Source organism: Micromonospora sp. CNZ286 (assembly GCF_014207755.1).
The window spans coordinates 3,604,261-3,618,900 of sequence record NZ_JACHIZ010000001.1; the positions used below are offsets into that span (position 1 = coordinate 3,604,261).

Genomic DNA, 14,640 nt, shown 5'->3' on the forward strand with positions numbered 1-14,640 from the left:
GGCCGGACGGTCAGGACGCCAGGTAGGCGGTCAGCCGGTCGGCGAGCAGACCCGGGTGACTGAGCGCCACCGCATGGCCGCCGTCGATCTCGTCCGGAACCACGCCGAGCCGGTCGGCGGCCACCCGGCGTTGAAAGTCGGCGGGGAAGAACTGGTCGTCGCGGCCGATGAGCACCGCCGTCGGCACGGCCGGCCAGGTGGCCAGCGGCCACGGCTCGTCCCACTCCGCGCTGACCTGCTCCCGGCCGTGCGCCGGCGCCCGGGCGACGATCTCGGCCGGCACGCCGTTGTAGAACTGCTGCTCCTCGCTGAGCCCTTCCGGCTCGCGGTAGCCGGTGTTGCCCCACCACTCCCCCGGCCTCTCACCGGGCCGCGGGATCATCGGGGTGAGCAGGACCAGCAGCCGCACCGGCAACCGGTCGGCGACAAGCGGTGCGGTGAACGCGCCGTACGAGTGCCCGACCACCACGAGGTCGTCGCGGCCGCCGACGGCGTCGACCACCGTCCGGCGGAAGTCGGCGAACCGCGCCGACCGGTCCCCGATCGGCAGCTCCGGCACCACCGCGTCGTGGCCCCGGGCGGCCAGCTCGGGAACCACCAGATGCCAGTCCCACGCGCTGCCCCCGCCGCCGTGTATGAGTACGAACGTCGTCATGCCCGGACCCTCCCACACCGGTACGACATGCAGTGGCCGTCAGTGCGGACACGCCCGGGGCACCCGGGCGGCCCGCAGCTCGTCGCGGAACGCCTCGATGCGGGTGACGACCTGACGCCGCCCGATCGTGTTCTCGATCCGGTCGAGGTAGAGGCAGCGGGCGGCGAGCCGGGGCGGGCCGGTGCCCCGAGACCGCCCCGGTCGAGGCGCGGCCCGGGGCCGAGGGCCGCTCGCTCAGACCGGGCGGCCGAACGTGACCGCCTCCCGGACGAGCCGTGGCGCCTTCTCCGCCAGTTGCGCGTCCGGCCGCGCGCCGAGCGCGTCGTTCACTGTGGAGAAGGCCAGCCGGAACGCGATCAGCGTGGTCGCCTCGAAGATCTCCCGGTCGCTCAGGCCGGCCTCGCGCAGGCGTCGCGTGTCGGCCTCGGTGGTGGCGTTCGGGTCCGTCACGACCTGGCGGGACCAGTCCGCGAGCGCCGTCTCCCGCTCCGACAGGTCCGCCTCGTCGCCGCGCAGCACCGCGGCGGCTGTCTCCTCGTCGCTCATCCCGGCCAGCCGCGCGCCCCAGGCCAGCGAGCAGTACGAGTCGCCCCGCGCGGCGGCCGTGGCGGCGACCAGCACCGCCACCTCACGCGAGGACAGCGTGGACTCGGACAGCAGCTCGGTGCGGGTGTTCTGGAACGACATCAGCACGTCGGGTCGCCAGCACCAGACGCGGGTGAGGTTGTTGACGTAGCCGTCGGAGGCGAGGTCGTCCTCGTAGGCGGCTTTCGCCGCCGGGCTCTGCGGCGGTTCGGGAAGGAAGGCGGCATTCATGCGGGCAGTCTGCGCCACCCGGGCGCCCCCCACAGGCTGATCAACGACAGTACGATCCGCGAATGATCCGGGCGGTCTTCTTCGACGTGGGCGGGACGATCCTCGACGAGACGCGCGAGTTCGCGACCTGGGCGGACTGGCTCGGCGTGCCCCGGCACACGTTCTCCGCGGTCTTCGGCGCGGTGATCGCCCGCGGGCTGGACTACCAGGAGGTGTTCCGGGCGTTCCGGCCGGACTTCGACCTCACCGCCGAACTCGCGCGCCGGGTCGCGGCCGGCGACCCGGAGTCGTTCGGCGCCGACGACCTCTACCCGGACGCGCGGGCGTGCCTGGCCGCCCTGCGGGAGCAGGGATTGCGCGTCGGCCTGGCCGGCAACCAGCCGGAGCACGCCGAGGCGACGCTGCGGGCGCTGGACCTGGCGGTGGACGTGATCGGCACGTCGGCGGCCTGGGGCGTGGCGAAACCGGCGCCGGAGTTCTTCGACCGGGTCGTCCGCGAGGGCGGCGGCGACGCGTCGGCGATCCTGTACGTCGGCGACCGGCCGGACAACGATGCCGCCCCGGCGATGGCCGCCGGCATGACCGCGTGCCTGATCCGGCGCGGACCGTGGGGCCACATCCTCGACATGCCGGACGTCGCCGAACGGTGCCTGTTCCGCATCGACTCGCTGGACGAGCTGCCGGCTCTGGTCGCGCGGCACAACGCGGCGGGCGGCTAAGGCGTGTTTCATAAGCCCGGTCAGAGCCATTCACAGATGATGGTGATGGTCAGGACGGCCTGGAACCGGACGGCCAACTTGTCGTAGCGGGTGGCCAGGCCGCGGTGGCGCTTGAGCCGGGCGATGCCGTTCTCGACGGCATGTCGCATCCGGTAGAGGTCTCGGTCGAACTTCGGCGGGCGCCCGCCGCGGCTGCCCTTGGCCTTGCGGTGGGCGTCTTGATCGGTCTTACTCGGGATGCACGCCTTGATCCCGCGCTTGCGCAGGTAGGCGCGGTTTCCGCGGCTGGTGTACGCCTTGTCGGCCAGGACCAGGTCGGGGCAGGTGCGGGGCCGGCCCACCCCGAGGCGGGTCACCTTGATACGACGCAGGACCGGGATGAATTGCGGGCTGTCACCACGGTGCCCGGCGGTCACGACCATCGATAGGACCTTCTGTCCCTGCTCACAGGCCAGATGCGTCTTGGTGGTCAGACCGCCGCGAGATCGTCCGAGAGCGTGATCGGCGGGTTCGTCGTGCACGCCACCGGGTGGCTCTTTCTGCAGGTGGCCGTCTCTGCGGGCGCCGGCGGCGTGTTGGTGGGCGCGGCTGGTCATCGAGTCCACGCTGACCGTCCAGGTGATCCGGCCTTGCGCATCGCCGGCGGCCTGTGACGCGGCCAGGATCTTGTCCCAGGTGCCGTCGCGCTGCCAGCGACGGAACAGGCCGTAGAGCGTCTGCCAGGGTCCGTACTCGGCCGGGACGTCACGCCAGGGCGACCCGATCCGGATCCGCCACCTGATCCCATCGATGAGCTGCCGTTTCTGCCACTTCGGCGGCCGGCCCTTCGCCGACGCGGCCGGCAGTAGCGCAGCGAGCCGCTGCCACTGAGCGTCGGTGAGGTCGTGCCGCCTCGTCACCGCTAAGGTGGCCACGAGGTCTCCGGTATGAAGTTCTTGCTTGGTCGCAGAACCAGATACCGGAGACCTCTTCAGTTGTCGATCACCGCCACGCCGCGACCTTCACCGGCCACCACGACTTCTGAAACACGCCTTAGGGCCTGTCCTGTCGATCATGGAAGCCAGATGATGGCGGCGATGAGGATCAGGCTGGCTCGGTAGAGGGATGCGCGTTTGGCGTAGCGGGTGGCCAGGTCACGCCATTGCTTGAGTCGGTTGAAGCAGCGTTCCACGACGTTGCGTTTGCGGTAGGTCGCCTTGTCGAAGGCGGGTGGTCGCCCGCCGGTGCTGCCCTTGGCGGCGCGGCGGGCGATCTGGTCGCTGCGTTCGGGGATGACGTGCCGGATCCCGCGTTGGCGCAGGGCTCGACGGGTGGAGTCATGGGCGTAGCCCTTGTCCGCGATCAGCACGTCCGGACGTTTGCGGGGCCGGCCCGGTCCGGGCTGGTTGACGCGGATCGCGTCGAGCAGGGCGAGGAGCTGGGGGTTGTCGCCGGCCTGGCCCGGGGTGAGCAGGATCGACAACGGCCGGCCGCGTCCGTCGACTGCGAGGTGGATTTTCGTGCTCAGTCCTCCGCGTGATCGGCCGATGGCCTCGCCATCTTGCGCACCAGGCGTCGCCGGACTTGTCGGGGAGCCCCCTTTTTGCGGGCGCCAGCGGCATGCTGATGCGCCCGCACGATCGACGAGTCGATGCTGATCGTCCACTGCACCGGTGTGCCGTCGTCGTGCACCTGCGCCGCCGCGAGGATCCGATCCCATGTCCCGTCGGCGCTCCACCGACGCAGCCGCTCATGGCAGGTCTTCCACGGCCCGAAACGTTCGGGCAGGTCACGCCACGGCGCACCCGTGCGCAGCTTCCACAAAATCCCGTTGATGACCTGCCGGTGATCTCGCCACCGCCCACGAGCACCGCCCGGCTCCGGTAGCAGCGGCGCGATCACCGCCCACGCCTCATCGGTCAACTCACCACGACGCACCACCGACACATCGTCAACGACCAACCCCTACAAGATCGGCAGGACACGCCCTAGGCCGGTCGCGAACGTCGTGACCGCACCGGCCGGCGCCGGGCGTTGTGCCGGGCCGCCCGGTCGCCCTAGCCTCGTCGTCGAAGGCATCGACGGCGATCGGGGGACGCCATCAGCGACGACGACACCGGGCGCGGCGGCCTGCGACGGTTCGCCGCGAACGTGATGATGAACGTCCTCGCGAACCTCATCGCGGCGGCGATCATCTACGTGCTCGCCGCGGCCGCCGGGCTGCTCCCGCGCGACCCCGCGCTGATCCTCGCGGCGCTGCTCCTCGTCAGCGTCGCCGCTGCGATGGTTCTGCTCGTCCTCGTCACCACGAACGCCTTCGCCGACAAGGCGGACATCCTCGGCGGGTGGATGGCGATCGCCCTCGGTGCGCCGATCCTGACCTCGGCCGTGACGTACGCGTTCCGTGAGCGCGATCCGGCGGCGGGGATCGTGGGCGGGCTGATCGGCGCGGGGCTCGCCGGCGCAGGCGTGGCGATGCTGGTGGCCGGACGGCGGATTCGGCGGGCGGCCGACCCGTCGCCCGACGGCGGCCGCCGGGCGGCTGAGCCGCGCGCCCGGCCTTAGCGTCGTACCCCTGGCATAGCCTTCCGGCCATGGCGAGCGACGAGCTGGACGAGCTGATCGTGCCCGACGCGGACGCGCTGCGCGCGTGGCTGTCCGCCAACCACGACACGTCGCCCGGTGTCTGGCTCGCGCTGGGCCGTAAGGGCGGCACGATCACCACGCTGACCTGGCAGCAGGCGGTCGACGAGGCGCTGTGCTTCGGCTGGATCGACGGGCAGGGCCGCAAGCGCGACCACGAGAGCTCCTGGATCCGGTACACCCCGCGCCGGGCGCGCAGCTCCTGGTCGCAACGCAACGTCGCGCACGTGGCCCGGCTGGAGTCGGAGGGTCGGATGACGCCGGCGGGCCGGGCCGCGGTGGAGGCCGCGAAGGCGGACGGCCGGTGGGCGGCGGCGTACGCACCGCCGTCGGAGGCCGAGGTGCCCGCCGACCTGCTCGCCGCCGTCGCGGCCGAGCCCGCTGCCCAGGCCATGTTCGACGTTCTCACCAGTGCCAACAGGTTCACGCTCATCCACCGGCTCAACGCGGTCAAGCGCGCGGAGACCCGGGAGCGGAAGATCCGCGAGTTCGTCGCCATGCTGGCCCGCCACGAGACGATCCACCCGCAGAAGGCGAAGCCCTCCACCACGCCGTGACGTCGCGGGCGCCCCCGCCACGTCTCACGAGTTGTCGAGGACGAACGCGCGCATGAGCGCGGCGCACTCGGCCGCGTGCGTCTCCAGCAGCAGGTGGCCGCCGTCGTAGATGTGCGCGTCCATCCGGTCGAGCGCGCGGTGGTACGCGAGCACCTCGTCCACGTCGAAGTACGCGTCGTGCCGGCCCCACAGCACGAGCGCCGGTGGCTGGTGGGCGCTGTGGTACCCGGCGATCTCGCCGAACCGGGCGACGTGGGCGGCGTAGTCGGTGAACAGCGCGAACTGCGCCTCGACGTTGCCGGGCCGGGTCATCCGTTCCCAGTCCAGGTGCCACGCCTCGGGCGCCTGCAACGGGCGTACGTGCTCGGGCAGCCCGGCGAGGTACTGGTCCCGGGTGCCGTCGAAGGTCAGCCAGTCCGGCAGCGCGGCGCGCGTGGCCTCGCCCGGGTCGGCCCAGTACGCCCGCGCGGTGTCCCACTGCGCGCCGAGCCCGTCGGCGTGCGTGTTGCCGCTCTGCACGATCAGGCCACGGATCCGTCCCGGGGCGCGCGTGGCCAGGTGGTATCCGACCGGCGCGCCGAAGTCGTGCAGGTAGACGAAGAAGCGGTCCACGTCGAGCCGGCCGAGGAGGCGCTCGACCGTCCACGACAGGTTCTCGAACGTGTAGTCGTACTCGGCGACTGTGGGCGACGACGACATGCCGAAGCCGGGCAGGTCCGGCGCGAGCACGTACGCGACCTCGGCGAGTGTGGGCATGACCTCGCGGAACGTGTGCGACGAGCTGGGGAAACCGTGCAGCAGCAGCACCGCCGGGTCGCCGGGGCGGCCGGCCTCGCGGAAGAACACCTCCAGACCGTCGACGTCGGCGTGCCGGTGGCGGATCTTCTGACTGGCGTGCATCACCTCATCCTGGCCGCCCGGCCGCGCCCGTACTGCCGAATCGCCGCGGCCCGGGACAATGACCGGCGGCTGAACAGGGGTGAGCCGGGCGTACGCTCGAACGAGCCGACGGTGGGAGGTCGCCCGCGATGCCCGTCCAGTAGGAGGCCGGCTGGCCCGCGAGTTCGGCGTCGGACAGGTTCGGCGTCGTCATGGTGGTCTACCTCCGGCAGTGGTCGGGTGCCCACGACGCCAGGACCTCAACCACACTTCAGATCAAGGCGCGAGGGGCATCGCGTTCCGGCCGGTCCCGGCATGATGAGCCGATGCGGGTAGCGATGGCGACCGACGCGGGGCATCCGGGCCGGGCCAATGAGGACTTCGCCGGCGCCGTACCGTGCGGCATGGTCCTGGTCGACGGCGCGGGCGGCATCGCCGGCGCGGACGAGGTCTGCCACCACGGCATCGCCTGGTACGCGACCCGGCTCGGCGGCGCGCTGCTCGGTGCGCTGTCCCAGGATCGGAGCCTGCGCGACGTGCTGGCCGAGGGCATCGAGCACGTCACCGACGCGCACCGCGACACGTGCGACGTCGCCCATCCGATCAGCCCGTTCGCGGCGGTGGCGATGCTCCGGTTCTCCGGTGGGACCGTCGAGCACCTGGTCCTCGGCGACGCGGTCGCGCTGATCGGCCGGGCCTCTGGTGAGCCCGTCGCCGCCCATGATCCGCGTGAGGTGGTGATCGCGCGGTCCTTCGAGGAGCGGCTGAAGGACGTGCCCGAGGGCGGCGACGAGTACCGGCGGCTGCTGATGGAGCTGCGGGCCCGGCGGAACAGTCCGGGCGGGTTCTGGGTCGCCAAGGACGACCCGCGGGTGGCCGGCGAGGCCGTCACCGGCGAGTGCCCGGCCGACGACGTCCGCGCGACGGCTCTGCTCAGCAACGGCGCGAGCCGCCTCGTGGACACCTTCGGCCTGACCGGCTGGCCGGGGCTGCTGCGCCTGCTGGAGACCGACGGCCCCGCCGAGGTCGTCCGCCGGGTGCGCGAGGCCGAGGCGCGCGAGGGCGTCGCCACCGACGACGCCACGATCGTCTGCCGGTACTGACCGGCGCGGCAACCCGCGTGCGCGGGTCCGCAGTCCTCGTGTTGACTGCGGCGATGGACCGTCAACGCCTGAGCAGCATCGCGCACTCGCACCACCCGATCGCGGCCCCGATCTCCGGTCTCAACCTCAACCGGCTGCTGCGCCGGGCGGGCCGACGGCCGGCGGCCCGGATCCTCGATCTCGGCTGCGGCGAGGGCGCCTGGGCGTTGCAGGCCCTCGCGCACTACCCGGACGGGCACGCCGACGGCGTGGACCTCAGCCCGTACGCGCTCGAACGCGCCGCCGAGGCCGCCGCCGAGCGCGGCCTCGCCGACCGGCTCACGCTGCACGAGCGCGACGCCCGGTCGTACGTGCCGGACGGCGACTACGACCTGGTGCTCTGCGTCGGGTCGACGCACGCGTTCGGCGGCTTCGGTGGAGCGCTGGAGCTGGCCGGCCGGCACGTGAACCCCGACGGCATCCTGATGGTGGGTGAGGGATTCTGGCAGGTGCCGCCGACGCCGGACGCGCTGGCGGCGCTGGGCGCGAAACCGGACGACCACGCCGACCTCGCCGGTCTGGTCGACGCCGCCGGGAAGGCGGGCTGGGCCCCGGTGTACGCGCACGTCAGCGACACCGCCGAGTGGGACGACTACGAGTGGTCGTGGACCGGTTCGCTCACCGAGTGGGCGCTGGACAACCCCGGTCACCCGGACGCCGCCGGGGCGCTGACGGCCGCCCGCGAGCACCGTGACCAGTGGCTGCGCGGGTACCGGAACATGCTGGGCTTCGTGACGTTCGTGCTGCGGCGGATCTGAGAGTCGGAAGCCCCGGTACCGTGGAGCCGCACGTCGTCGCGGGGCAGCGCTCCCGCCGTCCAGAACACGAATCCGGTGGGTGGTCCTCGGTGCCGATGCAGATCCGTTTCGCCGTACCGGCCGATCCCGCCTATCCGGCCCGCGTGGCCGCCGCGCTGGCCGCCGCCCGGCTGCGCCGGTTCGGCTACATCGGCGCGGCCCTGGCCGCGATCGGGGTGATCGGGTGGGTCGCCTCGCAGGCGTCGGAGCGGGGTGGCCGCTTCGCGTCGCTGTGGACCGCGTTGATCGTGGCCGGCGTGCTGTCGATGCTGTACGCGCCGTGGGTGCGGTGGCGGGCCCGGCGCCGCTCCGGCGGCTACGCGGTCGAGGGCGGCTACGACATCGACGACCGCAACATCATGATGCGCAGCGGTTCGGAGTCCAGCGGCATCGCCTGGGACGGCGTCACGCGCGTCACCGAGACCCCTGACTTCTGGATCGTGTACGTCGGGCGGATGCCGGCCACGGTGATCCCCCGCTGGCTGATGTCCGCCGAGGACGCCGGGACGTTGCGCGCCTTCATGGCCGAGCGGCAACTACTCGGCGACCGTTGACCATGTATTGATCGGCTGTATATGTTGCCTCGGTGAGTGAGATGCGCGAGGCGACCTTCCTGATCCTGACCGCGCTGGCCGACGAGCCGCGCCACGGCTACGGGATCATCCAGGAGGTCGCCGGCCTGTCCGGCGGTCGCGTCAACCTGCTGCCGGGCACGCTCTACGCCGCCCTGGACCGGCTGGTGGCGCAGGGCCTCGTCGAACTCAGCCACGAAGAGGTGGTCGACGGCCGGCTGCGCCGCTACTACCGGCTGCGCGCCGACGGCCGGGCCGAACTGGCACGCCAGACCGAGCGGCTGCGGCAGCTCGCGTCCGCCGCCGAGACCCGGCTGCGCGCTCTGCGCCCTCGCCCCGCCTGACCCCCGCCGTCGCGGCACCGTAGGGAGAAACCCATGCACCGCTGGCTGCTGCTGGCCTACCCCCGTGACTATCGCCGCGCGCGCGGGGCCGAGATCCTGGAGACGGTACGGGACGTCGGTTCGGCCCACCGGCGTGGCCGGGTCGCGGCGAATCTCGTACGTCATGGTCTGCGTGCCCGGCTGGGACGGCCGGCGAGCCGTACCGTGGTGGCCTGGGCTGCGGTCTTCGCGGTGGTCTGCGGTTTGTTCGCCGCGTCGTTCGGCACCTGGCTCGCGTGGCTCGGCTCCCGCCCGCTCGACCACCGGGACCTCGCCGCCGTGGTCGGGCAGCTCTACCCGGACCGGCAGGTCAGCCACCTCGACCAGGACGACCCGCCCGCCGTGTTCCTCATCTACGGCCACCCGCTCGGCGAGGACCTCCTGTCCGAGCTGCTCCTCGGCGACGGCGGCGAGTACGCGCTGGCCGAGCTGACCGCGTCGTTCGACCAGGCACCGGCCGGAGGCCTCATCGACCTGCGGCAGCGCCTGGACGCCGCCGGGTGGGAGCGGAGCGCGCCCGTCCACACCGACGCGTACGGCTGCATTCCCGGCAGTCCGCAGTGCGACCCGGCGTCCATCCCCTCCGACATCACCGTGTACGCCGATCGCGGCGACCACATCCTCGCGGTGCAGATCAACGCCGAGGGCTCGATGAGCCTCGCCCTCAGCCGCGCCACCCCCGCCGCCGCCTACCCCGCCGGTCTGCTCGCCTTCGCGCTGGGCACGCTGGGCGGCTGGGTGCTGTTCGGCTGGGCCAGCCGCCGCACCGAGGGACGGCACCCGCTGGTGCAGGGCCCGGCGAAGGTCCTGTACGGCGTCGCGATGGTGTTCTGGGCCGCACCGATCCTGCTGAGCGCGCCGCTGATGCTCACGCACCACCTGAGCGAGCCGCATCCCCGCTGGCACGTGCCGTGGGAGTGGCTCGGCCAGCCCACCCTGTCGCTGCCGTTCCTGCTCGGTGCGGTCCTGCTGCTCCTCGCGCTGGGCCTGGCGGCGCTGCCGCACCGGCGCCCGGCGGGCCGTACGCTCGCCGGAGCACCAGACCCGGCGGTCTAGCGGCGTGCCGGGTCAGCTCGCCGGGCATCGCGTGCCGGGGGCGGGCACCGTCAGGTCGACGAGGTACCGGTCCACCACGGCGGTCGTGCAGTCGTTGCGCTGGTAGGTGCCGTGGCCCCAGCCCTCGTAGGTGACCAGGCGTCCGTGCCGGCCGAGTTGCCGGGCGACGTTCACCGCCCAGGCGTAGCCGGTACGGGGATCGTGCCGGGCGTTGAGCAGCAACAGCGGCGTGCGGGTGTGCACGTTCAGCTCGTGCGGCGGATTACGGACCGGGGACGGCCGGCCCAGGCAGGTCTGCACGGCCAGCAGACCGGCGCCGTACCGGACGGCCGGGGCGGCGGCCCTGGCGTCCCGGACCAGGCCGGCGTACTCGGCGTAGTCGCGTACCTCGGCGGGCCAGTCCGCGCAGAACGCCGCGACCGAGATCGAGAGATTCACCTCCGGTGGCGGCGTACCGGCGTCCATGTCCCGCACGATCGCGGCGAGTTGCGGCCAGCGCGGGCCGGCGAGCATGCCGAGCGCCACGGCGGTGACGTCGAAGGCGGTACGGGGGGCATATTCCCCACGGTCCGCGCGGGCCAGCACCCGCGCCCACACCGATCGCACGTCCCGTTCGTGGAGCACACAGTCCGCCGACCTGTCGCACCAGGACACGAACTCGTCGAACGCGTCCTGCAACGCGGCGGCCTGCGTCCGCACGAAGGACCGCACGTCGAGGCTGTGGTCGAACACGCCCTCCAGCACGACGGCCCGCACGTGGCCGGGGTACCGCTCGGCGTACTGCTGGCCCAGCAGGGTGCCGTACGAGCTGCCGTGGAAGGACAGCCGCCGCTCCCCCAGCGCACGCCGTAGCGCGTCGAGGTCGCGGGTCGTGCTGAGCGTGTCGGCGTGGTCGAACACCGGGCTGGTCGGGCGGCACCGGCTCCACAGCGCCCGGTTGTAGGCCACGGCGGCGTCGAAGTCGGCCTGGCCGGCCAGCGGGACGGGCGGCCTGCGCAACGCCGGATCCGGCGTGCAGACGGGCGCGGCGGTGCGGGCCACGGTACGCGGGTCGAAGCTGACCAGGTCGAACCGGTCCAGCAACTCGTCGCTGAACCGGTCGCCCCTGCGGATGCGTTCCACCCCCGAGTCGCCGGGCCCGCCCGGCCCGAACACCAGCGTGCCCACCCGCTGCTCCGGCAGCCGCGCGGACCGGCGTGCCACGGCGAGGTCGAACGCCGGGCCGTTCGGCCGGGCCCAGTCCACCGGCAGCCGGAGCCGGGCGCACCGCACGCGCTCATCCGGCGGGACGCCCGGCAGGTCGTCGGCGCACTCGCCCCAGACGAGCCGCTGCGACGGAAGACCGGCGCGCGCCGCGCCGGGCAGTCCCGCCAGGACGGTGAGCGCGGCCAGAGCGACGGCCATGGTACGTCGGAACACGGCACCTCCCGGTGTCTGGATGCTCATCGATTCTTCAGCGGCACTCCACCCGAGTCCCATACGGAAACGCCCCGATATACCCGTCGGGCCTTTCCCCGAGGCCGCCCCGAGTGCCGCATCGACGGAGGCGAGTCCGCATCTGCCGGCCGGGCGCTCGCGGGGGCATCGGGCCGGGTGCCGGCGGTCTAGCATCGGGCGATGACCTCGTCCTTGGACCGCCTGCCGAAGATCAGCGCACCGGCCACGCGGGCGCTGACCGCCGCCGGCTACACCACGTTGCGCCAGCTCGCCGGAGTGCCGCGCGCGGATCTGGCCCGCTTGCACGGCATGGGACCGAAGGCGCTGGGCGTCATCGAGGCCGCCCTCGACGAGCACGACCTGCGGCTGAGCTGACGCCCGGCAGCACGGCCAGGAACGGGGTGATCCCTGTGCCGCTCGGGCGGCTCCACCATCTGATCGTCGACTGCCCGGATCCGATGGCCGAGGCGCGGTTCTGGAGCGCGGTCCTCGGCGACCCGATCACGTACGCGGACGACGACTTCACCGTGGTGTCGGCGAGTACGGCGGCGTCCGGGCTGGCGTTCCAGCGCGCCCCCGGGCTGACGCCGTCGACGTGGCCGGATCCGGCCGTGCCGCACCAGATGCACCTCGACGTGATGGTCGACGACCAGGACGCGGCGGGCGAGGCGGTGCTCGCCCTGGGCGCGCGGCGGTTGCCGGGCGACCACGTGTACGCCGACCCGGCGGGCCACCCGTTCTGCCTGATCCGGCGCCCCACCTGGGCGTCGCCGGTGGGCGGGTCCGCGTGACGCACCGAGATCGGGCGTCGAGGCTCCGCGCGCTTCACGCACCCCGGCGGCCCCAGGCACAGCTGGACCGCGAGCTGGCAGGGCAAGGACCTACGGCTGCTGCGAGGAATCCTGGTAGGAGATGAACTCCAGCAGGCTTCCGTCCGGGTCGCGGAAGTAGACGCTGGTCCCGGCGCCACCGGCGCCGACCCGCCGGACCGGTCCCGTCTCCACCTCGACGTCGTGCCGCCGCAGGTGCGCCACCGCCTCCTCGATCGGCCCCGCCCAGACGAAGCAGATGTCGCTGTTGCCCGGGCGGACCGGGCCTCGGGCGACGTTGCCGCCGAGGTCGAGACCCGGCCCGTGCACGCTCAACTGGTGGGGGCCGATCCGGAAGGCGACGCGGTCGCCGCCGACGCCGATCACCTCGGCGCCGACGACGTCGCGATAGAAGTCGGTGGCGGCCCGCCAGTCGGACACGGCGATGACGACGTGGTCCAGTCCGGTCACGGGCGTCATGCGTCCACCCTATGAGCTCGGCGGCGTCCGCAGGTGCCGGCCGAAGAACCGGTTCGCGGACTCCCCCTCGAACCGCGGTACGCCCGTGTGCCCGCCCATGTTGGCGTGCAGCGTCTTCTCCGCCGAGCCGAAGGCGTCGAACAGGTCCAGCGCCATCTGCCGGTCGTTGCCCTCGTCGTCCCACTGCAACAGGACGTGCAGCGGGACGGTGACCCGCCGCGCCTCGGCGAACATCGCTCGCGGCACGAAGCTCCCGGCGAACAGGACCGCGGCCACGATGCGCGGTTCGACCACCGCCAGCCGTACGCCGATCGAGATCACCCCGCCGGAGTAGCCGACCGGACCGCCGATCTCCGGCAGTGCGAGGAGGGCGTCCAGCACGGCCCGCCACTCCGGGACCGCCTTCTCCACCAGCGGCAGGACGAGCCGGTCGACGATGTCGTCGGCGACCGGCTCGCCTGCCGCCAGTGCCCGCCGCAGGTCGGCGCGGGCCTGCTCGGCGGCGGCGGACGCGGGCCGGTCCCCGCCGCCGGGCAGTTCGAGGGTGGCCGCCGCGAAACCCTGCGCCGTGCAGTCGCGGGCCCGGGCCACCAGCCGGGGGTACATCCGGCGCAGTCCGCCCGGGTGGCCGAGCAGGATCAGCGGGGCCGACGTGGGCGCGGATGCGGGCGTCCACAGGATGCCCGGGATCTCGCCGAGGGTGAACTCACGTTCGCGGACGCCGTCGGCGAGGCGCTGGTCGGAGACGAATCGCATGGTCGTGCCTTTCGGGAGTGCGACGGCGCTCCCGGACGACCTGTCGCCCGGCCGTGACCCCCGAGGGGAGCACCCATGTCGATACTGCGGTCACGGGTACCACCTCCCTCGTTCTCCGGCACGGCCATCGGCAAGTTAACAGCGCTCGCCGGGACCGCCAACCGGTTTTCGCCGCACCCGGCCATCCGACGCGCACCGAGAGGCAGCGACTCGTTCCCGAGTTCACGCAAGCGGGCCGGGCGTCTTTCCCGGTGCGGTTCGACGACTGCCGCGACCTGGCTAACGATCACGGAGGGCATGGCTGCCGTCCGGTGCCACGCCCACCCCGTCATCGCGTCGACTTCGGACCTGTCACCGGCCCGCCGTGCGGAGCATCGCCTCCGTCTCGGGGTCGGGCATGATCTCCCGGACCTCCTGGGCGCAGCGGCACGAGACGGCGATCTTGGCAGCCCACTTCAGCGCCTCGTCGCGTGAGGCCACGTCGAGGACCACGAAACCGCCGATGACCTCCTTGGTCTCCGGGAACGGCCCGTCGGTGACCGCCCCGTCCGTACCGACGATGCTCGCCTGCTGGCGTTCGAGCCCGGTGCCGTACACGAACACGCCCGCGTTCACGGCCTCCTGGATGACCGCGTGCGCGTCCTTGCCCACCTCGGGGATCTCCTCGACGGGGATGTGGTCCATCGCGCCGTCGTTGAACGAGATCAGGTACCGCGGCATGCCATGACTCCCTTGTCCGGGCGGCCCGGTCAGGCCGCCTCTCACCCGTACTACGAACGAGCCGCCCGGTATCCGACGTCATGGACCCAGTGGGTCCAGTCGCTCTGCGACCGGCGCGGGGTGTCGGGTGAGGAGGGCGGTTCGCTGATCACCGAGAGGCGGAAACCCGCGCCGGTGAACGCCTTCGTCATCGCGTGCAACGGCCGGTGCCAGTAGGTGAGCGTGGCCCGCTGCCCGTCG

19 protein-coding genes are annotated in these 14,640 nt (G+C 72.7%); 10 read left to right on the forward strand and 9 right to left on the reverse strand.

Translation table 11 applies throughout. The annotated features are described in order from the left end of the window. Positions 1-10 precede the first annotated feature (10 nt). Positions 11-655, reverse strand: coding sequence for an alpha/beta fold hydrolase (locus FHX31_RS16405; RefSeq protein ID WP_013285915.1), 645 nt, complete (start codon positions 653-655; stop codon positions 11-13). A 234-nt stretch (positions 656-889) separates the two neighbouring features. Continuing rightward, on the reverse strand, positions 890-1,471 hold the full coding sequence (locus FHX31_RS16410) for a carboxymuconolactone decarboxylase family protein (protein WP_221488087.1): 582 nt from the start codon (positions 1,469-1,471) through the stop codon (positions 890-892). A gap of 62 nt (positions 1,472-1,533) precedes the next feature. Between FHX31_RS16410 and FHX31_RS16415 the strand changes: the two genes are divergently transcribed. Then, complete coding sequence (locus tag FHX31_RS16415; RefSeq protein ID WP_030269046.1) at positions 1,534-2,190, forward strand: HAD family hydrolase; 657 nt, start codon at positions 1,534-1,536, stop codon at positions 2,188-2,190. A 20-nt stretch (positions 2,191-2,210) separates the two neighbouring features. Here FHX31_RS16415 and FHX31_RS16420 read toward each other — a convergent pair whose 3' ends face one another. Both FHX31_RS16420 and FHX31_RS16425 read right to left on the reverse strand, forming a co-directional pair. Then, positions 2,211-3,104, reverse strand: a complete 894-nt coding sequence (locus tag FHX31_RS16420; protein WP_047894821.1) for an IS5 family transposase — start codon at positions 3,102-3,104, stop codon at positions 2,211-2,213. Between the two features lie 137 nt (positions 3,105-3,241). Next, a protein-coding gene (locus FHX31_RS16425; protein ID WP_013474031.1) for an IS5 family transposase occupies positions 3,242-4,107 on the reverse strand; the annotation gives its coding sequence in 2 pieces (ribosomal slippage) (positions 3,242-3,774 and positions 3,774-4,107; 867 coding nt in all). Between the two features lie 219 nt (positions 4,108-4,326). On the opposite strand from FHX31_RS16425, the gene FHX31_RS16430 reads away from it, so the two are divergent. Beyond that, entirely contained in the window at positions 4,327-4,734 is a 408-nt protein-coding gene (locus FHX31_RS16430; RefSeq protein ID WP_357154376.1) for a diguanylate cyclase, read from the forward strand. Positions 4,735-4,763: 29 nt separating this feature from the next. After that, the gene (locus FHX31_RS16435) at positions 4,764-5,369 is read left to right on the forward strand and encodes a YdeI/OmpD-associated family protein (RefSeq protein ID WP_013477087.1); all 606 of its coding nucleotides are present in this window, start codon (positions 4,764-4,766) and stop codon (positions 5,367-5,369) included. 24 nt (positions 5,370-5,393) lie between these two features. Here FHX31_RS16435 and FHX31_RS16440 read toward each other — a convergent pair whose 3' ends face one another. Continuing rightward, entirely contained in the window at positions 5,394-6,269 is an 876-nt protein-coding gene (locus FHX31_RS16440) for an alpha/beta fold hydrolase (protein WP_030269043.1), read from the reverse strand. A gap of 305 nt (positions 6,270-6,574) precedes the next feature. On the opposite strand from FHX31_RS16440, the gene FHX31_RS16445 reads away from it, so the two are divergent. The 5 genes from FHX31_RS16445 (at position 6,575) to FHX31_RS16465 (ending at position 10,198) form a co-directional block, all read left to right on the forward strand. Further along, positions 6,575-7,351, forward strand: a complete 777-nt coding sequence (locus FHX31_RS16445; protein WP_357088808.1) for a hypothetical protein — start codon at positions 6,575-6,577, stop codon at positions 7,349-7,351. A 53-nt stretch (positions 7,352-7,404) separates the two neighbouring features. Then, positions 7,405-8,148, forward strand: coding sequence for an SAM-dependent methyltransferase (locus FHX31_RS16450; RefSeq protein WP_184976699.1), 744 nt, complete (start codon positions 7,405-7,407; stop codon positions 8,146-8,148). 95 nt (positions 8,149-8,243) lie between these two features. Next, positions 8,244-8,741, forward strand: a complete 498-nt coding sequence (locus FHX31_RS16455) for a YcxB family protein (protein WP_184977802.1) — start codon at positions 8,244-8,246, stop codon at positions 8,739-8,741. 41 nt (positions 8,742-8,782) lie between these two features. Then, entirely contained in the window at positions 8,783-9,103 is a 321-nt protein-coding gene (locus tag FHX31_RS16460; RefSeq protein WP_013285906.1) for a PadR family transcriptional regulator, read from the forward strand. Between the two features lie 33 nt (positions 9,104-9,136). Next, entirely contained in the window at positions 9,137-10,198 is a 1,062-nt protein-coding gene (locus FHX31_RS16465) for a hypothetical protein (RefSeq protein WP_184976700.1), read from the forward strand. 12 nt (positions 10,199-10,210) lie between these two features. Here the strand turns inward: FHX31_RS16465 and FHX31_RS16470 are convergent, their stop codons facing one another. Further along, on the reverse strand, positions 10,211-11,602 hold the full coding sequence (locus FHX31_RS16470) for an alpha/beta hydrolase (RefSeq protein WP_402881765.1): 1,392 nt from the start codon (positions 11,600-11,602) through the stop codon (positions 10,211-10,213). A 213-nt stretch (positions 11,603-11,815) separates the two neighbouring features. On the opposite strand from FHX31_RS16470, the gene FHX31_RS16475 reads away from it, so the two are divergent. Together FHX31_RS16475 and FHX31_RS16480 are read left to right on the forward strand one after the other, a co-directional pair. After that, positions 11,816-12,010, forward strand: coding sequence for a helix-hairpin-helix domain-containing protein (locus tag FHX31_RS16475; protein WP_013477095.1), 195 nt, complete (start codon positions 11,816-11,818; stop codon positions 12,008-12,010). Between the two features lie 26 nt (positions 12,011-12,036). After that, entirely contained in the window at positions 12,037-12,426 is a 390-nt protein-coding gene (locus FHX31_RS16480; protein ID WP_184976702.1) for a VOC family protein, read from the forward strand. Between the two features lie 90 nt (positions 12,427-12,516). Here FHX31_RS16480 and FHX31_RS16485 read toward each other — a convergent pair whose 3' ends face one another. The 3 genes from FHX31_RS16485 to FHX31_RS16495 all read right to left on the reverse strand — a co-directional run bounded on the left by FHX31_RS16485 (position 12,517) and on the right by FHX31_RS16495 (position 14,400). Continuing rightward, on the reverse strand, positions 12,517-12,924 hold the full coding sequence (locus FHX31_RS16485; protein WP_091328469.1) for a VOC family protein: 408 nt from the start codon (positions 12,922-12,924) through the stop codon (positions 12,517-12,519). 9 nt (positions 12,925-12,933) lie between these two features. Further along, the gene (locus FHX31_RS16490) at positions 12,934-13,680 is read right to left on the reverse strand and encodes a dienelactone hydrolase family protein (protein WP_091328473.1); all 747 of its coding nucleotides are present in this window, start codon (positions 13,678-13,680) and stop codon (positions 12,934-12,936) included. Between the two features lie 351 nt (positions 13,681-14,031). After that, positions 14,032-14,400, reverse strand: coding sequence for a YciI family protein (locus tag FHX31_RS16495; protein ID WP_013285899.1), 369 nt, complete (start codon positions 14,398-14,400; stop codon positions 14,032-14,034). Positions 14,401-14,640 lie beyond the last annotated feature (240 nt).